The organism is Ensifer sp. YR511 (genome assembly GCF_900103045.1).
Classification (GTDB): Bacteria; Pseudomonadota; Alphaproteobacteria; order Rhizobiales; family Rhizobiaceae; genus Ensifer; species Ensifer adhaerens.
Genome location: NZ_FNGR01000003.1, coordinates 497,131 through 519,731, shown reverse-complemented (window position 1 = coordinate 519,731; position 22,601 = coordinate 497,131). Strand labels below are relative to the sequence as shown.

The 22,601-nt window shown below is 63.2% G+C and carries 18 protein-coding genes and 1 pseudogene; 18 read left to right on the top strand and 1 reads right to left on the bottom strand.

The features are described from left to right. Nucleotides 1-653, bottom strand: a pseudogene (locus BLU15_RS09570) (NADP-dependent malic enzyme); the annotation flags it as partial. A gap of 103 nt (nt 654-756) precedes the next feature. On the opposite strand from BLU15_RS09570, the gene mutS reads away from it, so the two are divergent. The 18 genes from mutS (at nt 757) to BLU15_RS09480 (ending at nt 22,277) form a co-directional block, all read left to right on the top strand. Then, complete coding sequence (gene mutS / locus BLU15_RS09565) at nt 757-3,510, top strand: DNA mismatch repair protein MutS (protein WP_090295108.1); 2,754 nt, start codon at nt 757-759, stop codon at nt 3,508-3,510. Between the two features lie 234 nt (nt 3,511-3,744). Continuing rightward, a complete protein-coding gene (locus tag BLU15_RS09560) occupies nt 3,745-6,588 on the top strand; it encodes a [protein-PII] uridylyltransferase (RefSeq protein ID WP_090295106.1) in 2,844 nt (947 codons plus the stop codon). Next, nucleotides 6,585-8,189: a murein biosynthesis integral membrane protein MurJ gene (gene murJ / locus BLU15_RS09555; protein ID WP_034797419.1), complete on the top strand. Its 1,605-nt coding sequence runs from the start codon at nt 6,585-6,587 to the stop codon at nt 8,187-8,189. The genes BLU15_RS09560 and murJ overlap by 4 nt, the downstream gene beginning before the upstream one ends. Beyond that, on the top strand, nt 8,189-8,581 hold the full coding sequence (locus BLU15_RS09550) for a VOC family protein (protein ID WP_060519771.1): 393 nt from the start codon (nt 8,189-8,191) through the stop codon (nt 8,579-8,581). The genes murJ and BLU15_RS09550 overlap by 1 nt, the downstream gene beginning before the upstream one ends. Nucleotides 8,582-8,692: 111 nt before the next feature. Further along, nucleotides 8,693-9,757 carry a tryptophan--tRNA ligase gene (trpS, locus tag BLU15_RS09545; RefSeq protein WP_090295104.1) on the top strand — a complete coding sequence of 355 codons (1,065 nt, stop codon included), beginning with the start codon at nt 8,693-8,695 and terminating at the stop codon, nt 9,755-9,757. A gap of 166 nt (nt 9,758-9,923) precedes the next feature. Next, a complete protein-coding gene (locus BLU15_RS09540; RefSeq protein ID WP_034797413.1) occupies nt 9,924-10,415 on the top strand; it encodes a universal stress protein in 492 nt (163 codons plus the stop codon). 105 nt (nt 10,416-10,520) lie between these two features. Next, a complete protein-coding gene (locus BLU15_RS09535) occupies nt 10,521-11,087 on the top strand; it encodes a NifU family protein (protein ID WP_034797411.1) in 567 nt (188 codons plus the stop codon). Between the two features lie 101 nt (nt 11,088-11,188). Then, nucleotides 11,189-11,848, top strand: coding sequence for a tRNA (adenosine(37)-N6)-threonylcarbamoyltransferase complex dimerization subunit type 1 TsaB (gene tsaB, locus BLU15_RS09530; RefSeq protein WP_034797409.1), 660 nt, complete (start codon nt 11,189-11,191; stop codon nt 11,846-11,848). A gap of 6 nt (nt 11,849-11,854) precedes the next feature. Beyond that, on the top strand, nt 11,855-12,352 hold the full coding sequence (locus BLU15_RS09525) for a GNAT family N-acetyltransferase (protein ID WP_043615664.1): 498 nt from the start codon (nt 11,855-11,857) through the stop codon (nt 12,350-12,352). A gap of 154 nt (nt 12,353-12,506) precedes the next feature. After that, on the top strand, nt 12,507-13,298 hold the full coding sequence (locus tag BLU15_RS09520) for a lyso-ornithine lipid O-acyltransferase (RefSeq protein WP_090295103.1): 792 nt from the start codon (nt 12,507-12,509) through the stop codon (nt 13,296-13,298). Nucleotides 13,299-13,369: 71 nt separating this feature from the next. Next, nucleotides 13,370-14,770: a tRNA (N6-isopentenyl adenosine(37)-C2)-methylthiotransferase MiaB gene (gene miaB, locus BLU15_RS09515; RefSeq protein WP_034797403.1), complete on the top strand. Its 1,401-nt coding sequence runs from the start codon at nt 13,370-13,372 to the stop codon at nt 14,768-14,770. 27 nt (nt 14,771-14,797) lie between these two features. Continuing rightward, nucleotides 14,798-15,853: a PhoH family protein gene (locus BLU15_RS09510; RefSeq protein ID WP_034797402.1), complete on the top strand. Its 1,056-nt coding sequence runs from the start codon at nt 14,798-14,800 to the stop codon at nt 15,851-15,853. Nucleotides 15,854-15,871: 18 nt separating this feature from the next. Beyond that, a complete protein-coding gene (gene ybeY / locus BLU15_RS09505; RefSeq protein ID WP_060519781.1) occupies nt 15,872-16,378 on the top strand; it encodes an rRNA maturation RNase YbeY in 507 nt (168 codons plus the stop codon). A 12-nt stretch (nt 16,379-16,390) separates the two neighbouring features. Next, nucleotides 16,391-17,551 (top strand): hemolysin family protein, encoded by a 1,161-nt coding sequence (locus BLU15_RS09500; RefSeq protein WP_090295101.1) that lies wholly within the window; start codon nt 16,391-16,393, stop codon nt 17,549-17,551. 227 nt (nt 17,552-17,778) lie between these two features. Beyond that, nucleotides 17,779-19,374 carry an apolipoprotein N-acyltransferase gene (gene lnt, locus BLU15_RS09495; protein ID WP_060519783.1) on the top strand — a complete coding sequence of 532 codons (1,596 nt, stop codon included), beginning with the start codon at nt 17,779-17,781 and terminating at the stop codon, nt 19,372-19,374. Nucleotides 19,375-19,520: 146 nt separating this feature from the next. Beyond that, on the top strand, nt 19,521-19,940 hold the full coding sequence (locus BLU15_RS09490; protein WP_034797393.1) for a helix-turn-helix domain-containing protein: 420 nt from the start codon (nt 19,521-19,523) through the stop codon (nt 19,938-19,940). Between the two features lie 203 nt (nt 19,941-20,143). Further along, a complete protein-coding gene (gene metK, locus BLU15_RS09485) occupies nt 20,144-21,412 on the top strand; it encodes a methionine adenosyltransferase (protein WP_034797391.1) in 1,269 nt (422 codons plus the stop codon). A 166-nt stretch (nt 21,413-21,578) separates the two neighbouring features. After that, complete coding sequence (locus BLU15_RS09480; RefSeq protein WP_034797389.1) at nt 21,579-22,277, top strand: tRNA (guanine(46)-N(7))-methyltransferase TrmB; 699 nt, start codon at nt 21,579-21,581, stop codon at nt 22,275-22,277. The last annotated feature ends 324 nt before the right edge of the window (nt 22,278-22,601 follow it).

Below are 22,601 nucleotides of genomic sequence, written 5' to 3'. Positions count from 1 at the left end.
GACTTGATGAGCTCGATGCAGGCGATTGCCGCCGCACCCGCACCGTTGCAGACGAGCTTCGTCGTCTTGAAGTCGCGGCCGGTCAAGGCCAGCGCGTTGATGAGGCCTGCTGCGGCGATGATCGCCGTGCCGTGCTGGTCGTCGTGGAACACCGGGATGTCCATGACCTCGCGCAGCTTCTGCTCGATGATGAAACAGTCCGGCGCCTTGATGTCTTCAAGATTGATGCCGCCGAGAGAGGGCCCGAGGAAACGCACGCAGTTGATGAACTCGTCGACGTTTTCGGTATCGACTTCAAGGTCGATGGAATCGACGTCGGCAAAGCGCTTGAACAGCACGGCCTTGCCTTCCATGACAGGCTTTGACGCAAGCGCGCCGAGGTTGCCGAGGCCGAGAATGGCCGTGCCGTTCGAGATCACGGCCACCATGTTGCCGCGCGTCGTGTAGTCATAGGCGGTGTTGGGGTCCTCGGCGATCGCCTTCACGGGGACTGCAACGCCCGGAGAATAGGCAAGCGACAGGTCGCGCTGGGTGGCCATCGCCTTGGTGGGAGAAATCTCCAGCTTTCCGGGACGACCCTGCGAGTGAAAATCGAGCGCTTCCTGCGCGGTGACGCTCGTCATGGTGCGATCGGTCTTGTCGGTGGCCGGCATGTTTCCTCAATCCTCCTGTGGGCGAGCCTTGCGGCGCGCCTCTTTATGGTTGTCGTCTATAATTCCTTGGCGATAGTGTGCCATCTCTTTTTTCGGGACAATCATGAATTTCGTGACAGACTATTCGACCCGCGCGGGGGAGGTTTTATCCGCAGCCGAATTGGCGAGCGAGGAAAGCCGTTCCACGGCGACGCCGATGATGGAACAGTTCATCGAGATCAAGGCGAACAACCCGGATTCGCTGCTGTTCTACCGCATGGGCGACTTCTACGAGCTGTTCTTCCAGGACGCGGTCGAAGCCTCGCGCGCGCTCGGCATCACGCTCACCAAGCGCGGCCAGCACATGGGTCAGGAAATTCCGATGTGTGGCGTGCCGGTACATGCGGCCGACGATTACCTGCAGAAACTGATCGGTCTCGGCTTTCGCGTCGCCGTCTGCGAGCAGGTGGAAGACCCGGCGGAAGCGAAGAAGCGCGGCAGCAAGTCGGTGGTGCGCCGCGACGTCGTGCGCTTGGTCACTCCGGGCACGATCACCGAAGAGAAACTGCTTTCGCCGTCCGAGACCAACTATCTGATGGCGCTGGCGCGCATCAAGAGCGGGTCCGAGCCTGCCTACGCGCTCGCCTGGATCGACATTTCGACCGGCATCTTCCGCCTCGCCGAGACAGCCGAGAGCCGGCTGCTTGCGGACATCCTGCGTATCGAGCCGCGCGAACTGATCCTTGCAGACACCGTGTTTCACGACCCGGAACTAAGGCCCGTCTTCGACGTGCTCGGCCGCGTTGCCGTGCCGCAGCCGGCGGTCTTGTTCGACAGCGCCACGGCGGAAGGGCGCATCAGCCGCTACTTCGGCGTCAAGACGCTTGATGGCTTCGGCACGTTTTCCCGTGCGGAACTCGCAGCCGCTTCCGCGGCGATCTCCTATGTCGAGAAGACCCAGCTTGCCGAACGCCCGGCACTCGGCACGCCGGAGCGCGAAAGTGCCGCCTCGACCTTGTTCATCGATCCGGCGACCCGCGGCAATCTCGAACTGGTGAAGACGCTGTCCGGCGCGCGCGAGGGCACGCTGCTGAAGGCGCTCGACCGCACGGTGACAAGCGGCGGCGCCCGCCTTCTTGCCGAGCGGCTGATGTCGCCGCTGACCGACCCGGACCGTATCAATGAGCGTCTCGATTCCATCGAGATCCTGGCGGACCAGCCGTCCTTTGCCGGCGACCTGCGCGATGCGCTACGTCGCGCGCCGGATATGCCGCGCGCCCTGTCGCGGCTGGCGCTCGGCCGTGGTGGCCCCCGCGATCTCGGCGCAATTCAGGCCGGCTTGCATGCGTCCGCGTCCATTTCACGGCTGATGGCCGCAGGAACGCTCTCGGACGAACTGAAGGAGGCGCGCGCCGCAATCGATGCGCTTCCCGCAGGCCTGCTCGGCCTGCTCGATGCGACGCTTGGCGACGAGCTGCCGCTTCTGAAGCGCGACGGCGGTTTCGTCTGCGAAGGCGCCAATGCCGAGCTCGATGAGGTCCGGGGCCTGCGCGACCAGTCGCGCCGGGTGATCGCCGGGCTGCAGCTGCAATATTCCGAAGAGACCGGCATCAAGTCGCTGAAGATCAAGCACAACAACGTGCTCGGCTACTTCATCGAGGTGACGGCGGGCAATGCCGGCTCGATGACCGACACCGACGCCGGTCGCGCCCGTTTCATCCATCGCCAAACGATGGCGAACGCGATGCGCTTCACCACGACGGAACTGGCCGAGCTTGAAAGCAAGATCGCCAACGCCGCCGACCGGGCGCTGTCGATCGAACTTGAAGCCTTCGACCGGATGACGGCAGAAGTCGTCGCTGCTGCCGAGACGTTGAAGGCGGCGGCACTGGCTCTTGCGACCGTCGACGTCTCCGTCGGTCTCGCGGTGCTTGCCGAAGAACAGGCCTATGCCCGCCCCACCGTTGACCGCTCGCGCATGTTTGCCATCGACGGCGGCCGCCATCCGGTGGTCGAGCAGGCGCTGAAGCGCCAGGCATCAAATGCCTTCGTCGCCAATGGCTGCGATCTCTCTCCGCCCGAGGGCGAAGAGGGCGGTGCGATCTGGCTGCTCACCGGTCCCAACATGGGCGGTAAATCGACCTTCCTGCGCCAGAACGCGCTGATCGCGATCATGGCGCAGATGGGCAACTTCGTGCCTGCCGCGAGCGCCCATATCGGCATCGTCGACCGGCTCTTCTCCCGCGTCGGCGCCTCCGACGATCTGGCGCGCGGTCGCTCGACCTTCATGGTCGAGATGGTCGAGACCGCGGCGATCCTCAACCAGGCGACCGACCGCTCGCTGGTGATCCTCGACGAGATCGGTCGTGGCACCGCCACCTTCGACGGCCTGTCAATCGCCTGGGCGGCAGTCGAGCACCTGCATGAGGCGAACCGCTGCCGCGGCCTCTTTGCCACCCACTTCCATGAACTGACCGTGCTCTCGGAAAAACTCGGCCGTCTCTCGAACGCGACGATGCGCGTCAAGGAATGGCACGGCGATGTGATCTTCCTGCATGAGGTCGGTCCGGGCGCCGCCGACCGCTCCTATGGCATTCAGGTCGCGCGTCTCGCTGGCCTGCCGGCCTCGGTCGTGGCTCGCGCCAAGGACGTGCTCGCCAAGCTCGAGGACGCCGATCGCAAGAACCCGGCGAGCCAACTGATCGACGATCTGCCGCTGTTCCAGGTGGCGATCCGTCGTGAAGAGGTGAAGCCCGCCGGAAACTCCAAGATCGACGAGGCGCTGAAGGCGCTGAACCCCGACGACATGACGCCGCGCGAGGCGCTCGATGCGCTCTATGCGCTGAAGAAGGAACTGAGCGCCGCCAAGGCGGGATGAAGAAAATGCGTGCGGTTTTCCGCCCGCATCCCGCCAACCGTTGCCTAAGCGGCGCTGCGCCTTTTTCCTGTGCAAGCCGTCTGTAAAAAGGCTATACAGCGCCGCACGCTTTTGCGGGCGCGGCGCTCGAATTGTTGTGTGGTCTTTATTCGGCCTCGGTCGCAAGGATCATGCAGGAGCGCTTGACAGCGAACGACCACGCAACCAGTCGGACAGGACGCCCCTCGGCACTTCATGGGCAGACACGAAACCTTCTTTCCCGAAATCCTCGACGTCGCAGCGCTCCGGGCAAAATGCGACTTCATCGCCTCGGCCCACGCCGAACAGCGCGACCCGATGCGTCAGGCATTGCTGGCGGCTTTCAAGCAGGCAAATGTCGCCGGCCGGGCGAAGGCCCGCGAGCTGTTCAACGCCGATGGTGCCGGCATTCTCTGCGCCGAACGCATTTCCTGGCTGCAGGATCAACTGATCACAGTGCTGCATGATTTCGTGCTGAACGAGATCTTCGACGCCGCCAATGCGCCGCCCGCGTCCCGGATCGCCGTGACGGCGGTCGGCGGCTATGGCCGCGGCACGCTGGCGCCGGGTTCAGACATCGATCTTCTTTTCCTGCTGCCGGTCAAGAAGGCGGTCTGGGCCGAGCCGGCGATCGAGTTCATGCTCTATATCCTCTGGGATCTGGGCTTCAAGGTCGGCCACGCCACCCGCACCATCGACGAGTGCATCCGGCTATCGCGCGCCGACATGACGATCCGCACGGCCATCCTCGAGACGCGCTATATCTGTGGCTCCGAGACATTGTGCGCCGAGCTTGAAACGCGCTTCGATCATGAGATCGTGCGCAACACCGGCCCGGATTTCATCGCCGCCAAGCTTGCCGAACGCGACGAGCGCCACCGCAAGGCCGGCGACACGCGCTACCTCGTCGAGCCCAACGTCAAGGAAGGCAAGGGCGGGCTTCGCGACCTGCACACGCTGTTCTGGATCGCCAAGTACTTCTACCGGCTGAAGGACACCGCCGACCTCGTCAAGCTCGGCGTGCTTTCGCGGCAGGAGTACCAGCTCTTCCAGAAGGCCGAGGACTTCCTCTGGGCGGTGCGCTGCCACATGCATTTCCTCACCGGAAAATCCGAGGAACGGCTCTCTTTCGACATCCAGCGCGAGATCGCCGAGGCACTCGGCTATCACGACCATCCGGGCCTTTCGGCCGTCGAACGCTTCATGAAGCACTTCTTCCTGGTGGCAAAGGACGTCGGCGATCTCACCCGTATCTTCTGCGCAGCACTCGAAGACCAGCAGGCCAAGGACGCGCCCGGCATTTCCGGGCTCATCGGCCGCTTCACCCATCGTAGCCGCAAGATTGCCGGCACGCTCGATTTCGTCGACGATGGCGGTCGCATTGCGCTTGCAAGCCCCGACGTCTTCAAGCGCGATCCGGTCAATCTGCTGCGCTTCTTCCACATCGCCGATATCAACGGGCTGGAATTCCATCCGGCGGCACTGCGCCAGGTCACGCGGTCGCTGAGCCTGATCAAGCCGGCGCTGCGCGAAAACGAGGAGGCGAACCGCCTCTTCCTGTCGATCCTCACGTCCCGCCGCAAGCCGGAGCTGATCCTCCGGCGCATGAACGAAGCCGGCGTGCTCGGCCGCTTCATTCCGGATTTCGGCAAGATCGTCTCGATGATGCAGTTCAACATGTATCATCACTATACGGTCGACGAGCATCTGCTGCGCACCGTCGACGTGCTGTCGCGCATCGAAGGTGGCATCGAGGAGGAGGCCCATCCGCTCGTCGCCAAGCTGATGCCGGGGATCGAGGAGCGCGAGGCGCTCTATGTCGCCGTGCTGCTGCACGACATCGCCAAGGGCCGGCCGGAGGATCACTCGACCGCCGGCGCCAAGGTGGCACGCAAGCTCTGCCCGCGCTTCGGGCTGTCGCCGAAACAGACCGAACTCGTCGCTTGGCTGATCGAGGAGCATCTGCTGATGTCGATGGTCGCCCAGACCCGCGACCTCAACGACCGCAAGACGATCGTCGACTTTGCCGAGCGGGTACAGTCGCTTGATCGGTTGAAGATGCTGCTCGTCCTGACCGTCTGCGATATCCGCGCCGTCGGCCCGGGTGTCTGGAACGGCTGGAAGGGACAGCTTCTGCGCACGCTCTACTACGAGACCGAGCTGTTGTTGTCGGGCGGCTTCTCCGAGCTGTCGCGCAAGGAGCGTGCGGCCCATGCCGCTGTCATGCTCGGCGAGGCCTTGACGGACTGGTCCGAGAAGGAGCGCGAGGATTACGTGCGCCTGCACTACCAGCCCTATCTCCTGACGGTGGCGCTGGAGGACCAGATCCGGCATGCGCGCTTCATTCGCGAGGCGGATGCCGCCGGCAAGGCGCTGGCGACGATGGTGCGCACCCACCAGTTCCACGCGATCACCGAAATCACCGTGCTTTCGCCGGACCATCCGCGGCTTCTGACGGTGATTGCCGGTGCCTGTGCGGCCGCCGGCGCAAACATCGTCGACGCGCAGATCTTCACGACCTCGGATGGCCGTGCGCTCGATACCATTCTCGTCAACCGCGAGTTCGCTGTCGACGAGGACGAGATGCGCCGGGCAGCGAGCATCGGCAAGCTGATCGAGGACGTGCTTTCGGGCCGCAAGCGGTTGCCGGAAGTCATCGCCAGCCGCACCAAGGTGAAGAAGCGCACCAAGGCTTTCACGGTGACGCCGGAAGTGACGATCAGCAACACGCTGTCGAACAAGTTCACCGTGATCGAAGTCGAAGGCCTCGACCGTCCGGGCCTCTTGTCCGAGATCACCGCAGTGCTGTCCGATCTTTCACTCGACATCGCCTCGGCCCACATCACCACCTTCGGTGAAAAGGTGATCGACACCTTCTACGTCACCGATCTCGTCGGCCAGAAGGTGACGAGTGAAAACCGTCAGATGAACATTGCCGCCCGCCTCAAGGCCGTCATGGCCGGGGAGGGGGACGAGGCGCGCGACCGCATGCCCTCGGGCATCATCGCGCCGCCCCCGGGCGTTTCCTCCGCTCACAGAACGACAAAAGCCGAAACATGAGTCTGGTCAAGAAATTTGCAACCGTCGGCGGCGCGACACTCGGAAGCCGCCTGTTCGGCTTCATCCGCGAAACCTTCATGGCGGCAGCGCTTGGCACCGGCCCGGTTGCCGACGCCTTCAACACCGCCTTCCGTCTGCCCAACACCTTCCGCCGGCTGTTTGCCGAGGGCGCCTTCAATTCCGCTTTCGTGCCGCTCTTTGCCCGGGAAATCGAGGCGAACGGCATGGATGGCGCGCGGCGTTTCTCCGAGGAGGTCTTTGGCGTCCTCTTCACCGTGCTGCTGTTCCTGACGATCGCGATGGAACTGACGATGCCCTTCATCGTCAGCAACCTGATCGCGCCCGGCTTTGCCGACGACCCGGAAAAACTCGGAAGCACCATCGTCTTTGCGGCGATCATGTTCCCCTATCTCGCCTGTATGTCGCTGGCTGCGATGATGGCGGGCATGCTGAATTCGCTGCACCGCTATTTCGCGGCGGCGATCGCGCCGGTCTTCCTCAATTTCATCCTCATCGGCGTGCTCGGCTATGCCTGGTATGCGGGCCAGGATCCGATCGCGGTCGGCTACGGCCTTTCCTGGGGCGTCATGGCCGCCGGTCTCGTCCAGCTCGCAATCGTCTGGATCGCCGTGCGCGATGCCGGCATCAAGATCGGCCTTCGTCGCCCGAAGATGACCGCCAACGTGAAGCGCCTGCTCGTACTGGCGCTGCCGGCGGCGATCACCGGCGGCATCACCCAGATCAACCTCCTGATCAACACCAACATTGCGTCTGCCCAGGAAGGTGCGGTGTCGTCGCTCGTCTATGCCGACCGTATCTATCAGCTTCCGCTCGGCGTCGTCGGCATTGCCGTCGCAACCGTGCTTCTGCCGGAACTCGCCCGCGCGCTGCGTTCGGGCAATGTCAACGAGGCCTCGAACCTGCAGAACCGCTCGGTCGAGTTCACGCTGTTCCTGACGCTGCCGGCCGCCGCCGCTTTGCTCGTCATGTCCGAGCCGATCGTCCGGTTGCTGTTCGAGCGCGGCAAGTTCTCGCCGGAATCGACCATCATCGTCGGTCATATCCTGGCAATTTACGGCCTCGGCCTGCCGGCTTTCGTGCTGATCAAGGCCTTCATTCCCGGCTTTTTCGCGCGCGAGGACACGCGCACGCCGATGATCTTCGCCGCGATTTCCGTCGTCGTGAACGTGTCCCTGGCGCTCACCCTGTTTCCACGGCTTGGCGCGAGCGGCATCGCCACCGCCGAGATCGTTGCCGGCTGGGTGAATGCCGTGCTGCTTTTCGCAACGCTTGTCTGGCGCGGCCATTGGGGCAGGGACATCCCGCTTCTGACCCGTATCCCGCGTCTCGTCCTCGCGGCGGCGGGTATGGCGGCGGCGCTGTATTACGCTGTCGGCTGGTTCGCTTTCGAACTGTCCTCTGCCGCGTCCCTGCTGACGCGGGCAACGACGCTGACGGGCCTGGTCGCAGTCGCCATGGTGATCTACTTCGGGCTCGCCTTCGGCCTCGGCGGCGCGAGCCTCGGCATGATCCGCCGCAACATCAAGCGGGGCGCGAAAGCGCCTGCGGAGCCTGCAGCAACGCCGGAGGCGGGTGACTGATGCGCCAGACGATCGCACGCATTGCCCTGGTCGTGCCGGATTATGACGCCGGCATCGCCTTCTATTGCGGCAAGCTCGGTTTTGATCTCGTGGAGGACACCGTTCTCGACGCCACCAAGCGCTGGGTCGTCGTCCGTCCCAAGGGGGCCGTCGAAACGGCGCTGCTGCTTGCCAAGGCTGACGGCGAGCGCCAGCAGGCGGCGGTCGGCAACCAGACCGGCGGTCGGGTCGGGTTCTTCCTGTTCACCGACGATTTTGCCCGAGACCATGCGGCGATGCTGGCCGCAGGCGTCGTCTTCCTGGAGGCGCCGCGCCATGAGCCCTATGGCACCGTAGCCGTGTTCAGCGACCCGTTCGGCAACCATTGGGATCTCTTGCAACCGGCGGCGTGAACCTACAGGACTCGACCTCTTGATTGCCTCCCGCCACCCGTGCATAAGCCATGCCGTTAGCAACATGGGCCAGCCGGCCCTGGGGCCCTCCACCAGCCTATTGAGGACGACATGAACGAATTCAAGCCGCTCGTATTCTCCGGCGTTCAGCCGACGGGCAATCTCCATCTCGGCAATTATCTCGGCGCGATCCGCAAGTTCGTGGCGCTGCAGGAAAACAACGATTGCATCTATTGCGTCGTCGACCTGCACTCGATCACCGCGCAGCTCGTACATGAGGACCTGAAGGGGCAGATCCGCTCGATCGCCGCAGCCTTCATCGCTTCGGGCATCGATCCGAACAAGCATATTGTCTTCAACCAGTCGGCCGTGCCGCAGCACGCGGAACTCGCCTGGATCTTCAACTGCGTCGCCCGCATCGGCTGGATGAACCGCATGACGCAGTTCAAGGACAAGGCCGGCAAGGACCGCGAGAATGCGTCGCTCGGCCTGCTGGCTTATCCGAGCCTGATGGCGGCTGACATTCTCGTCTATCGCGCCACCCATGTTCCCGTCGGCGACGACCAGAAGCAGCACCTGGAGCTGACGCGTGATATCGCCCAGAAGTTCAACATCGACTTCATGGAGCATATTCGCAGCGCTGGTTACGGTGTCGACATGGTCGTCGGCGAAGAGCCGATCCATGCCTACTTCCCGCCGGTCGAGCCGCTGATCGGTGGTGCTACGCCGCGCGTCATGTCGCTGCGTGACGGCACCAAGAAGATGTCGAAGTCGGATCCCTCCGATCTCTCGCGCGTCAACCTGATGGACGACGCAGAGACGATCTCGAAGAAGATCCGCAAGGCCAAGACCGATCCGGACGCGCTTCCGAGCGAAGTGGACGGTCTGAAGGGCCGTCCCGAGGCGGACAACCTCGTCGGTATCTACGCGGCGCTGTCGGACAAGACCAAGGAGCAGGTGCTCGCCGAATTCGGTGGGCAGCAGTTCTCGGTCTTCAAGCCGGCGCTGGTCGACCTTGCGGTCGAGATTCTCTCGCCGATCACGGCCGAGATGCGCCGCCTGATGGGCGACACCGCCCATATCGACGCGATCCTTAGGGATGGCGGCGAGCGGGCGCGGGCGCGGGCAGAAAAGACGATGCGCGAAGTGCGCGAAATCATAGGCTTCCTGCAGTAAATTGATTGGGTCCGGGGCACTCCCGGACCCTGTTTCATTTTCATGGTCGGCCTTCGCTAGCCGAAGTGAACCTCGACCGGAAAGCCTCGGGCACTTTTCCGTGTCCTCGTCCGAAACGCAAAAATCAGACCTTGCGGCGGCTCGCGCGGGATGTATTGTTCACCCTATGGTCTCGACCCGACTCTCTCGACTTGAAGGACATCGCCGCAAATTCATGGCGGTGATAGACGATACCCCGGAATGCGGGCGCGCCGTGCACTATGCGGGCATGCGCGCCAAGAATTCCAATGGTGGCCTCGTCCTGCTCTATGTGATCGCCGACGGCGACTTCCAGCAATGGCTGGGGGTCGAGGAAATCATGCGTGCGGAAGCACGCGAGGAGGCCGAGGCGACGCTCGCCAAGGTGTCCCAATCGGTCCGCGAGCGGATCGGCATCGAGCCCGAGGTCGTCATCCGCGAGGGCACGGCCACGGAGCAGATCCACGCGGCGATCGAAGAAGATCGCGACATCGCCATTCTGGTTCTCGCGGCCGGCTCGGCGAAAGAAGGCCCCGGTCCGCTGGTGTCGTCCATTGCCGGCAAGGCCGCGGCCTTTCCGATCCCCGTCACGGTCATCCCGGATGCCTTGACGGATGAGGAGATCGACGCGCTCAGCTGACCTGCGTCGCTATGTGCTCTTGCGACCAGACGGCCATGCTCCTATATTCTTTTGAATTATTCTAAAAAGCTGGGCGGATGCCGCTCCGGCGAAACGGAGACAGACATGTTCATTCAGACCGAAGCCACGCCGAATCCGGCGACGCTGAAGTTTTTGCCGGGCAAGGTCGTCCTGGAAAACGGCACGGCCGAGTTCCGCGACGAGGAAGAAGCACGCGCCGGCTCGCCGCTCGCGGCACGGCTGTTTTCGATCCCCGGCGTCACCGGCGTCTATTTCGGCTACGATTTCATTACCGTCAGCAAGGAAGGCCAGGAATGGCAGCACCTGAAGCCGGCGATCCTCGGTTCGATCATGGAGCACTTCATGTCGGGCCAGGCGATCATGGCTGGCAGCGGCCGCGCCGAGCAGTCCGACGAGGAAGACGAGTTCTTCGACGAGGGTGACGAAACGATCGTCGCCACGATCAAGGAACTGTTGGAAACCCGCGTACGTCCGGCCGTCGCCCAGGATGGCGGTGACATCACCTTCCGCGGCTTCAAGGATGGGACTGTGTTCCTCAACATGAAGGGCGCCTGCTCCGGTTGCCCGTCGTCCACCGCGACGCTGAAGCATGGCGTGCAGAACCTGCTGCGCCACTTCGTTCCCGAGGTGGAGGCCGTCGAGGCCGTCTGATATAGCGCGCGCCTGTCCGGCGCGCCGGTTTCGCGTATCGATTTTGCCGCAAAGCCCGATCGGCTTTGCGGCTTGTGGCGTCTGAAAGATCCTGCGTTGAAATGATTGTACTTGCGCTCGACACGTCCGGTTCCGGTTGCTCCGTTGCCGTCTATGACAGCGAAACGGAAGCCGTGCTCGGGCGTTCCGGGGCCGATCTCGGCAAGGGACACGCCGAGCGGCTGATGGAGTTCGTCGACGAGGCATTGGCTGCGTCCGGCCGGTCGCTTGACGCTATCGACCGCATCGCCGTCACTGTCGGCCCGGGATCCTTCACCGGCATTCGCGTCGGCGTAGCGGCCGCTCGCGGCCTGGCGCTTGCGCTCGGCAAACCCGCCGTCGGCGTCTCGACACTTGCGGTCGTGGCCGAGGGGCTGCGCCGGACGGCCGCCGGAAAGCCCGTCCTTGTCGCCATCGACGCCAAGCGGGACGAGGTCTATCTCCAGGCTTTCGATGCGACCGGTAGCGCCACGGGTGAGCCCGAAGCACTCTCCGTCGGAAGTGCGCGCGAACGATTTGCCGGTTTCGACGGCGTCATAGGCGGCTCCGGCGCGCATCTCGTCGCTGCCGATCTACCGCTCAAGCCTTCAGAACTCATCGATGTCGCCGCCGTCGCCAAACTTGGTGCCGCTGCCGATCCAGCCTCGGCCAAGCCGCGTCCGTTATATCTCCGAGGCCCCGACGCCAAGCCGCAGGCGGGCTTCGCGATTGCCCGAGCATAGACCGAGATGAGCTTCACCGATTACTTCACCCGCCGCACCGAGTTCGACATCTTCCCCTTGGAGGAAGCGGACCTGATTGCCGCGGCGGCGCTGCACCGTCAGCGTTTCGCGTCCCCGTGGAGCGATGGCGAAATCCATGCGCTTCTGGTGCAGGAGACGGTGTTCGGCTTTGTCGCCCGGCAGACCAATGGCAGCTTTCGCCCGGCCTTCGGTGGGTTTGTCCTGTCGCGTGCCGTTGCCGGCGAGGCGGAAATCCTGACGATCGGCGTCGAGCCGCGTTATGCGCGCTCCGGTCTCGGCTGGCGGTTGATGCAGGCGGCGATGCGCGAGGCGCTGGTCAAGGGCTCCGAGGCCCTGTTCCTCGAAGTCGACGAGACCAACCAGCCCGCAATCGGGCTTTACCGTAAGCTCGGCTTCAACAAGGTCGGCGAACGCCGCGCCTATTACCAGGACAAGGCCGGCCAGCGGACCGCCGCGCTTGTCATGCGCCTCGATCTTCGCTAGTCCCGACACGGACAGGGGCAGGATGAGGAAGGCCAAGGCGGTCTTCCGCCCGCATCCGGCATTACCCTATTAGAACAGGTCACGATGATCGCGCCGCGGTTCGGCTCCAGATCATCGCGATTCTCAAGGTCTCGCGCAGGAAAACTCTTCCCGGATGGTCAATTGGCTACGGATCGCGATCTTCGCAGCGCTTCTGGCGCTGGTTTCGCTCGTGCTGATGCCGATTCAGGTCGTCTGCCTCTGGCTCGATCTGAAACCCCGGCGCCGTCTGCCGCGATATTGGCACCGGCTCGCCTGTTATCTTCTCGGCATAAAGGTGCGCGTCCACGGCATGGCGGATCGCCGCTGGCCGCTTTTGATCTGCGCCAACCACGCCTCCTGGAAGGACATTCTGGTGCTCTCCTCGGTTGCCGACGTCGTCTTCGTCGCCAAGTCCGAGGTGAAGGGCTGGCCGTTCTTCGGCGTGCTTGCCCGGCTGCAGGCGTCGATCTTCGTCGAGCGCGAGCAGAAGCGCTCGACCGGCAAGCAGGTGAGCGAAATCGGCGAGCGCATGGCGGCCGGTGAAATCGTCGTGCTCTTTCCCGAGGGAACGACCTCCGACGGCAACCGTCTGCTGGAGATCAAGACCTCGCTTTTCGGTGCGGCCGCTTCCGCCGTGCCGCATTCGCCGACCGGTCTCGTGCATGTGCAGCCGGTCGCGATCTCCTATACCGGTATCCATGGCATGCCGATGGGCCGCTTCAACCGGCCGATCGCCGCCTGGCCGGGCGACACCGAACTGGTGCCGCATTTGCTCGGCATCCTGCGTGAGGGCGCGATCGAAGTGGACGTCGATTTTGGTGAGGCCATCGATTACGACCGCCATACCAATCGCAAGGAGGTGAGCCGTACGGTCGAGCAGCGCATCCGCAGCATGCTGTCGGATCGTCTGCGCGGGCGGGCTTGAAACGCCCCGGGCAAGGACCGCTGCGCCGAAAATACTTCAACTTCCGACCGCTTTGCACTAAAGAACCCGGCATGACCCAGGAAACCGCCCTTCTGTCGACGACGCCCGCCACGGGCGACGAGCGCGCCCCGGCCCGCAAGGTCTTCGTCAAGACCTACGGCTGCCAGATGAACGTCTACGATTCCGACCGCATGACGGACGCCCTGTCGCGCGACGGCTACGTCTCGACCGATGTGCTGGAAGACGCAGACTTCGTCCTGCTCAACACCTGTCACATTCGCGAGAAGGCGGCAGAGAAGGTGTATTCCGAACTCGGCCGCCTGCGCGATCTGAAGAAGGAAAGGGCCAAGGAAGGCCGCGAGATGGTGATCGGCGTTGCCGGTTGCGTCGCGCAGGCCGAAGGCAACGAGATCCTGCGGCGCGCACCGGCCGTCGACCTGGTGATCGGCCCGACCACCTATCACCGGCTGCCCGAGGCGCTGAAGCGCGCCCGCAGCGGCGAGCGTGTCGTGCAGACGGAGTATGCAGTCGAAGACAAGTTCGAACACCTGCCGGCACCCGACAAGGCAAAGACCCGCATGCGCGGCGTTACCGCGTTCCTGACGGTTCAGGAAGGCTGCGACAAGTTCTGCACCTTCTGTGTCGTGCCCTACACGCGCGGCTCCGAGGTTTCCCGCCCCGTCGCCCAGATCGTCTCGGAGGCGGAAAAGCTGGTCGAGGGCGGCGTGCGCGAGATCACCCTGCTCGGTCAGAACGTCAACGCCTGGCACGGCGTCGGGCCCGATGGCCGCGAATGGGGCCTTGGCGACCTGCTTTCGCGTCTTGGCGAGATCGGGGGTCTTGCCCGGCTGCGTTACACCACCAGCCACCCGCGCGACATGGACGACAGCCTGATCGAGGCGCATCGCTCGATGGTAAAGCTGATGCCCTACCTGCACTTGCCGGTGCAGTCCGGCTCCGACCGTATCCTGAAGGCGATGAACCGCAGGCATACGGCGGCGGAATATCTGGCGCTGATCGCGCGCATCCGCGCCGTCCAGCCGGACCTCGCATTGTCGGGCGATTTCATCGTCGGCTTCCCCGGCGAGACCGATGAAGACTTCGAGGACACCATGCGCCTCGTCGAGGCCGTGGGTTATGCACAGGCATTTTCATTCAAATATTCGACCCGTCCCGGCACGCCGGGCGCCGAGCTCGGCGACCAGGTTCCCGAGGACGTGAAAGCCAAGCGCTTGGAAAAATTGCAGGCTTTGCTGTTTTCCCAGCAGCGCGCCTTTGCCGAGTCCTGCGTCGGCCGCGAAATCGACCTGCTTTTGGAGAAGGAAGGGCGCATGCCCGGCCAGCTCGTCGGGCGTTCGCCGTGGCTGCAGCCGGTGAATGTTGATGCAAAAGCATCGCAAATCGGTGACATTATCAAGGTGCGAATCATCAAGGCCGGGCCGAACAGCCTGTTTGCAGAGATGATCGGGTAAGGACCGAAAACAAGGAGCCTGAACCGCTTGAACGGACACGAATTGATCTCTTCATCCACGCGCCAGTCGAAAACAACTGCGACAGACGCCAATCACTTCGTGCTGACCTTCGAGAACAATCGGTTCGCCAGCGAGCTCTTCGGCCAGTTCGATCAGAACTTGAAGCTTCTCGAAGAGCGCCTGCGCATCGACGCTCGGCCGCGCGGCAATTCCGTCGCGATCTCGGGTGACGTCGTCGCCACCAACCAGGCCCGCCGTGCTCTCGATTATCTCTACGGGCGGTTGCAGGGCGGCGCGTCGATCGATACGTCTGATGTCGAGGGTGCGATCCGTATGGCGGTTGCCGCCGACGATCAGCTACAATTGCCGACCATGGAGCGTAAAGCCAAATTGACAATGGCGCAGATTTCAACGCGCAAGAAGACGATCGCCGCGCGCACGCCAACGCAGGATGCCTATATCCGAGCGCTCGAGCGGTCCGAGCTCGTCTTCGGCGTAGGCCCCGCGGGTACCGGCAAGACCTATCTTGCCGTCGCCCACGCCGCACAGCTGCTTGAGCGCGGCGCCGTCGATCGTATCGTGCTCTCTCGCCCTGCCGTCGAGGCGGGCGAGCGCCTGGGCTTCCTGCCGGGCGACATGAAGGAGAAGGTCGATCCCTATCTTCGGCCGCTCTACGACGCGCTCTATGACATGATGCCGGGCGACAAGGTCGAACGCGCGATCACCGCCGGGGTCATTGAAATCGCGCCGCTCGCCTTCATGCGCGGCCGTACGCTCGCCAATGCTGCCGTCATCCTCGACGAGGCACAGAACACCACATCGATGCAGATGAAGATGTTCCTGACCCGTCTTGGCGAAAACGGCCGGATGATCGTCACCGGCGATCCGAGCCAGGTGGACCTGCCGCGCGGCGTTAAATCGGGCCTGGTCGAGGCCCTGCAGATCCTGAGAGGGGTCGAGGGCGTCTCGGTCGTCCGCTTCAAGGATGTCGATGTCGTTCGCCATCCGATGGTGGCGCGCATCGTCAAGGCCTACGAATCCCATACGGCCGTGCACGACGAAAGCGAGCAGGGCGACCGCTGACAGGCGGTCGCTGCGATCATGACGGCTTTGGATATCCAGATCAGCGTGGAAGAGGGCAACTGGCCGGACGAAGAGGCGTTGCTCGCCTTCTCGTCGCCCGTGCTCGAAGCGGCGGCAGCCTTTCTCGCAAGCGAAGAAAAGCAGCCGTTGCCGAAGATGCCGCCGGAGCTCTCGCTCGTCTTCACCGACGATGCCTCCATGCGCGCGATAAACGCCGAGTGGCGCAACCAGGACAAGCCGACCAACGTTCTGTCCTTCCCGGCCTTTCCCGTGACGCCCGGATCGATGCCCGGACCGATGCTCGGCGACATCATCGTTGCCCGCGAAACCCTTGAGCGCGAGGCGGTGGAGCTCGAGAAGTCCTTCGATCAGCATCTGACGCATCTTCTCGTGCATGGATTCCTGCATCTTTTCGGCTATGATCATATGGAAGATGATGAAGCCGAAAGAATGGAAAGCCTGGAGACTCGCATTTTGGCGCGTCTTGGCTTATCTGACCCCTACGGGGATCGTACCCCGGATTAACAGTTTGGACCGATGAGCGATTATAAAACACAGCCTGTCGCGCTGGCGACCGAGGAGGCAGATGCCTCCGGAGAGGCGGAGGCGGGCAGTAGTAGCACCGCCACTCGACACGAGGGCACGAAATCCACTTCCACCTTCTGGAGCCGGGCCGCGCGCCTTTTGCGCGGCGCAAGTCCATCGAGCCTGCGCGAGGATCTTGCTGACGCGCTGCAGACCGATGCCGACAGCAACACGGTCTTTTCGCCCGGCGAACGGGCGATGCTCAACAACATCCTGCGTTTCCGCGAGGTCCGGGTCGAGGACGTCATGGTCCCGCGCGCCGACATCGAGGCGGTCGACCAGAGCATCACCATCGGCGAGCTGATGGTGATCTTCGAGGAATCCGGCCGCTCGCGCATGCCGGTCTATAGCGACGGGCTCGATGACCCTCGCGGCATGGTCCACATTCGCGACCTGCTGTCCTACGTCACCAAACAGGCCCGCAATCGCCGGCGTAACGGCAAGGCCCAGGCGTCGACGACGGCTGCGTCCGAAAAGACGCCGCGCTCGCCCAAGGCAAGTTTCGACCTTTCACGTGTCGATCTCGGCAAGTCGTTGGAAGAGGCGGGCATCGTCCGCCAGCTTCTCTTCGTGCCGCCCTCTATGCTGGCCTCCGACTTGATGCAGCGCATGCAGGCGGCCCGTATCCAGATGGCGCTTGTCATCGACGAATATGGCGGAACCGATGGCCTCGTCTCGCTCGAAGACATCGTCGAGATGGTCGTCGGCGACATCGAGGATGAGCACGACGATGACGAAGTCATGTTCGCGCGCACTTCGGACGATGTCTTTATCGCCGACGCTCGTGTCGAGCTGGAAGAGATCGCCGCGGCGATCGGTCCCGACTTCGACGTGCGCGAACAGCTCGAAGACGTCGACACCCTCGGCGGCCTGATCTTCGCTTCACTGGGCCGCATTCCCGTACGCGGCGAGGTCGTTCAGGCGATCCCGGGCTTCGAGTTCCAGATCCTCGACGCCGACCCGCGCCGCGTGAAGCGCGTCCGCATCATGCGCAAGCGCCCGCCCGCCCGCCGCCGCGTCCTGCGACCGGAAGGCGAGACGATTGCGGAGGCCGGTGCGCTCAATCGCGCCAACGGTGCAGCCGCCCCCGAGGCAGCGGCCGACGAACAGTAATTGTCCGGTTCCCGCGCGTTTCTGCGCGCGCGGGAAGTCCCCCCCCCCTTTGACGTCTCCCGAGGCTGTGTCGTAAACACCGACCAAGGGCCGGAACCGTCGTCTCGCCCCCTAATCCAGCCCCGAAAGGGGACAAGCAGCCGGTTTTTTGGAAGACTGGCCCCGATTGATTCGGGTGTTGTTTCGCTCCTTCGCCGTGGCAGGCTGCGGGATCGACTGGAGGCTGTATGGCAAGATTGGCTGGCAGGGTGATGCTACTTTCCGGGTTCCCCCGGGCTTTGCTTGCTTTCTTCGCGGGGCTGCTCGCGGTTCTGGCCCAGCCGCCCTTCGGCATCTTCGCCTTTGCTTTCGTCGCTTTCCCGATTCTCGTCTGGCTGCTCGACGGTGCGACCGGAAGTCCGGACGGTGGCTTCATCCGCCGGCTCTGGCCGGCTGCGGTTGTCGGCTGGTGGTTCGGCTTCGGTTACTTCCTCGGTGGTCTCTGGTGGCTCGGCAATGCGCTGCTCGTCGAGGCCGACGAGTTCGCCTGGGCGCTGCCGCTCGCCGTCGTGGGCCTGCCGGCCTTTCTCGCGCTGTTCTATGCGCTGGCGACGCTGATCGCCCGCCTTTTCTGGTCCGACGGCGTCGGGCGCATCGCCGCACTCGCCCTGGGCTTCGGGCTTGCCGAATGGCTGCGCAGCTTCCTCTTTACCGGCTTTCCCTGGAATGCGATCGGCTATGCGGCCATGCCGATGCCGCTGATGATGCAGTCGGCAAGCGTCATCAATCTCGCGACCGTCAACATGCTCGCCGTCTTCGTCTTTGCCGCTCCCGCCCTGATCGCGACGGGCCGCGGGAGCCGGATCGGGCTCACGATCGCCGTCGTGCTTTTTGCCGGCCATGTGGGCTTCGGCTTCTATCGCCTGGCGCAGCCGGCGCCGGCCTCGCCCGAGCCGCCGCTGACCGTGCGCCTCGTCCAGCCGGTGATCGACCAGGCAAAGAAGCTCGATGACGGCGAGCGTGCCGCGGTGTTCGAGGAGCATCTGGCTTTGACTGCCGTGGCTCCGGAGAAAGACGGCAAGCGGCCGGATATCGTCGTCTGGCCCGAGACGTCGATCCCTTTCATCCTCACCGACAATCCGGACGCACTGGCGCGTATCGCCGAGGTGCTTGATGACGACCAGATCCTGATTGCCGGCGCGGTGCGCGTAGAGGATGCCGGCGCCGGTCTGCCGCCCCGCTACTACAACTCGATCTACATGATCGACGGTCGGGGCCAGATCATCGGCGCTGCCGACAAGGTGCATCTGGTGCCTTTCGGCGAATATCTTCCCTTCGAGGATCTGTTGTCTTCCTGGGGCCTGAGTTCGGTCGCCGCGTCGATGCCCGGTGGCTTCACAGCGGCCAAGAACCGTTCGTTGCTGACGCTGCCCAGCGGCCGCACGCTCTATCCGCTCGTTTGCTACGAGGCGATCTTCCCGGACGAGATCGATGGGGCCGCGCGCCGGGCCGATGTGCTTCTCAATGTTACCAACGACGCCTGGTTCGGAGATACGCCAGGCCCGCGCCAGCATTTCCATCAGGCACAATTAAGGGCCGTTGAAACCGGCACCCCCCTTGTCCGAGCGGCAAACAGCGGTATATCAGCAATTGTTGATGCACGTGGGGTTTTAATGGTAGGATTATCCTACAATTATAGGGGAGTGGTCGACACACTTCTGCCGGGAAGGATGCCTACCCCGTTGGACGACGCTATGCGAAGCCGCGTTTTCTGGCTGGGTGCGATCTTCCTCCTTCTGGTTGCAGTGTTTTCGCGTGTTGGTTTTAATATTAGGAAGAATTGACCTAAAACCCCTAAAATTGCATAGTGGTCCGCACCATCGTCCTTGTTGTGCTGGCTCTGTCCTTATCACCCTGGCGGTCGCTTCGGTGAGCGTAGGTCTCATGCTGGGCGATGGATAAACGAAACAGCGTGTTTGGGAACGCAGATATGATCGAAAACAAGAAGAAGCCGAACCCGATCGACATTCATGTCGGAAGTCGGATTCGTCTTCGCCGTACGATGCTTGGCATGAGCCAAGAGAAGCTCGGCGAAAGTCTGGGGATCACTTTCCAGCAGATCCAGAAGTACGAGAAGGGCACGAACCGCGTCGGCGCCAGCCGGTTGCAGAACATTTCAGGCATCCTGAACGTTCCGGTTTCCTTCTTCTTCGAAGATGCCCCGGGCGATAACGCTGCCGGTCAGTCCGGCATGGCAGAAGCTTCCAGCTCGAACTACGTCGTCGATTTCCTGTCGTCCTCCGAGGGGCTGCAGCTCAACCGCGCTTTCGTCAAGATCACCGACCCGAAGGTTCGCCGTCGGCTCGTCGATCTCGTCAAGGCACTCGCTGCGGAAGCAGAAAGCGAATAGTTCCAACGTTCCCCGTCGGGACTTGAAAAACAAAGCGGCCATTTGTGCCGCTTTTTTCTTGCGCACCTTTCCCTCCGGTGCACCAAAGTGATTGGCCGCAATGGCGATATAAAGATATATTTATGTCGTTGTGTGCTTGTTTTTCGGTCGCAAAACCACTAACACCGTGCCAGCGCTTTTTCTTCATTGAGGGGACTTCCCGCATGCGTGCAAACTACCTGTTCACGAGTGAATCCGTAGCCGAAGGTCATCCGGACAAGGTGTGTGACCGTATCTCCGACGAGATCGTGGACCTGGTCTACCGCGAAGCGGCCAAGACCGGTGTCGATCCCTGGGGCGTGCGTATCGCCTGCGAGACGCTGGCGACCACCAACCGTGTCGTGATTGCCGGCGAAGTGCGCCTGCCGCCGAGCCTTCTCAAGAAGGACAAGGACGGCAACGACGTCATCAACCCCTCGAAGTTCAAGTCCGCCGCCCGCAAGGCGATCCGCGAGATCGGCTATGAGCAGGACGGCTTCCACTGGAAGACCGCGAAGATCGACGTGCTCCTGCACTTCCAGTCCGCTCACATCGCTCAGGGCGTCGACAGCGCTGCCGACAAGCAGGGCGAAGAAGGTGCCGGCGACCAGGGCATCATGTTCGGCTACGCCTGCCGCGAGACCGCCGAGCTGATGCCGGCGCCGATCTACTATTCGCACCGCATCCTCAACCTGCTCGCCGCTGCCCGCAAGAAGGGCGAGGGCGAAGTCGCCAAGCTCGGCCCTGACGCCAAGAGCCAGGTCACCGTACGCTACGTCGACGGCAAGCCGGCGGAAGTCACCTCGATCGTTCTGTCGACGCAGCACCTCGATGACACCTGGGATTCGGTCAAGGTTCGCTCGGTTGTCGAGCCCTATATCCGCGAAGCCCTCGACGATCTGAAGATCGCCGACGACTGCACCTGGTACATCAACCCGACCGGCAAGTTCGTCATCGGCGGCCCGGATGGCGATGCTGGCCTCACCGGCCGCAAGATCATCGTCGACACCTATGGCGGTGCCGCACCGCACGGCGGCGGCGCCTTCTCGGGCAAGGACACGACCAAGGTCGACCGTTCGGCCGCCTATGCTGCCCGTTACCTGGCAAAGAACGTCGTTGCCGCCGGCCTGTCCGACCGTTGCACGATCCAGCTGTCCTACGCCATCGGCGTCGCCCAGCCGCTGTCGATCTATGTCGACCTGCACGGCACCGGCAAGGTTTCGGAAGACCAGGTCGAGGATGCGATCCGCAAGACGATGGACCTGTCGCCGACCGGCATCCGCCGTCATCTCGACCTCAACAAGCCGATCTATGCCAAGACGTCTGCCTATGGCCACTTCGGCCGCAAGGCTGGCCGCGACGGTTCCTTCTCCTGGGAGAAGCTCGACCTCGTGAAGCCGCTGAAGGCTGCGATCGAGCAGAGCGGCGCCGTCAACGGCCGCGCTGCCGCCTAACAGGCGATGGGGCGCGGCGTGACGCCGCGCATTGAAGATAGCGCAACGTCCTGCTATCAGGCGTTTGCGAAAATCAAGGCGGGCGCTCCGACAAGGAGCGCCCGCTTCGTTCATTTTGATTTTGGGTTGGCCTGATCCAGATCGGTATGACCAAGGGAAAGACGACATGACCGAACCGCGCCGCGCCAGAGCAACCGAGGCCTTTTTCGGCCGCCGCAAGGGCAAGCCGTTGCGCGAGCGGCAGGCGGCGCATCTGGAAACCGTGTTGCCGACCCTGAAGCTCGACCTTTCGAGCCCGCCTCCGGCGGACCTGAAGACCCTCTATCCGCAGGGCGTGGACCGCATGCGCCTCGAAATCGGTTTCGGCGGCGGCGAGCACCTGATCCACCGTGCGGCCGAAGCGCCGTCGACCGGCTTCATCGGCGTCGAACCCTTCGTCAATTCCATGGCCAAGCTCGTCGGTCATATCGAGGAGCGCGGCGTCAGCAACGTCAGGCTCTATGACGACGATGCCACCCAGGTCCTCGATTGGCTGCCGGCCGCGTCGATCGACCAGATCGACCTGCTCTATCCGGACCCGTGGCCGAAGCGCAAACACTGGAAGCGCCGTTTCGTCTCCAAGGTCAATCTCGATCGCTTCGCCCGCGTGCTGAAGCCCGGCGGCGTGTTCTGCTTCGCCTCGGATATCGATACCTATGTCAACTGGACGCTGTTGCACTGCCGCGATCACGCAGCCTTCGAGTGGACGGCAGAGACGGCTTCCGATTGGCTGACGCCCTATGAGGGATGGCCGAGCACGCGCTACGAGGCCAAGGCACGCAGGGAAGGGCGAAGCTCCGCCTATCTCACCTTCCGGCGCGTCTAAAGCAATTCCAGGAAAAGTGCGAAGCGGTTTTCCGTCCGGAATTGCGGACTGGAAGATCAATTCCAGGAAAAGTGCGAAGCGGTTTTCTGTCCGGAATTGCGGACTGGAAGAATTCCAGGAAAAGTGCGAAGCGGTTTTCCGTCCGGAATTGCGGACTAGCAGATCAATTCCAGGAAAAGTGCGAAGCGGTTTTCCGTCCGGAATTGCGGACTGGAAGATCAATTCCAGGAAAAGTGCGGAGCGGTTTTCCGCTCGCGCTTGCGTCGCTCTCGAGAGCGACGGCTTCCATTCAAGCGTCCGATTGCCGTCTCCACCGACGGCAGC

Bases quoted from the DNA above. Each gene is read 5' to 3' on its own strand.
- ybeY (WP_060519781.1), top strand. From the start codon at position 15,872: ATGACGGCTTTGGATATCCAGATCAGCGTGGAAGAGGGCAACTGGCCG.
- BLU15_RS09490 (WP_034797393.1), top strand. From the start codon at position 19,521: ATGATCGAAAACAAGAAGAAGCCGAACCCGATCGACATTCATGTCGGA.
- BLU15_RS09525 (WP_043615664.1), top strand. From the start codon at position 11,855: ATGAGCTTCACCGATTACTTCACCCGCCGCACCGAGTTCGACATCTTC.
- BLU15_RS09540 (WP_034797413.1), top strand. From the start codon at position 9,924: ATGGTCTCGACCCGACTCTCTCGACTTGAAGGACATCGCCGCAAATTC.
- mutS (WP_090295108.1), top strand. From the start codon at position 757: ATGAATTTCGTGACAGACTATTCGACCCGCGCGGGGGAGGTTTTATCC.
- BLU15_RS09480 (WP_034797389.1), top strand. From the start codon at position 21,579: ATGACCGAACCGCGCCGCGCCAGAGCAACCGAGGCCTTTTTCGGCCGC.
- BLU15_RS09535 (WP_034797411.1), top strand. From the start codon at position 10,521: ATGTTCATTCAGACCGAAGCCACGCCGAATCCGGCGACGCTGAAGTTT.
- lnt (WP_060519783.1), top strand. From the start codon at position 17,779: ATGGCAAGATTGGCTGGCAGGGTGATGCTACTTTCCGGGTTCCCCCGG.
- murJ (WP_034797419.1), top strand. From the start codon at position 6,585: ATGAGTCTGGTCAAGAAATTTGCAACCGTCGGCGGCGCGACACTCGGA.
- miaB (WP_034797403.1), top strand. From the start codon at position 13,370: ATGACCCAGGAAACCGCCCTTCTGTCGACGACGCCCGCCACGGGCGAC.
- metK (WP_034797391.1), top strand. From the start codon at position 20,144: ATGCGTGCAAACTACCTGTTCACGAGTGAATCCGTAGCCGAAGGTCAT.
- BLU15_RS09520 (WP_090295103.1), top strand. From the start codon at position 12,507: ATGGTCAATTGGCTACGGATCGCGATCTTCGCAGCGCTTCTGGCGCTG.
- trpS (WP_090295104.1), top strand. From the start codon at position 8,693: ATGAACGAATTCAAGCCGCTCGTATTCTCCGGCGTTCAGCCGACGGGC.
- tsaB (WP_034797409.1), top strand. From the start codon at position 11,189: ATGATTGTACTTGCGCTCGACACGTCCGGTTCCGGTTGCTCCGTTGCC.
- BLU15_RS09560 (WP_090295106.1), top strand. From the start codon at position 3,745: ATGGGCAGACACGAAACCTTCTTTCCCGAAATCCTCGACGTCGCAGCG.
- BLU15_RS09500 (WP_090295101.1), top strand. From the start codon at position 16,391: ATGAGCGATTATAAAACACAGCCTGTCGCGCTGGCGACCGAGGAGGCA.
- BLU15_RS09550 (WP_060519771.1), top strand. From the start codon at position 8,189: ATGCGCCAGACGATCGCACGCATTGCCCTGGTCGTGCCGGATTATGAC.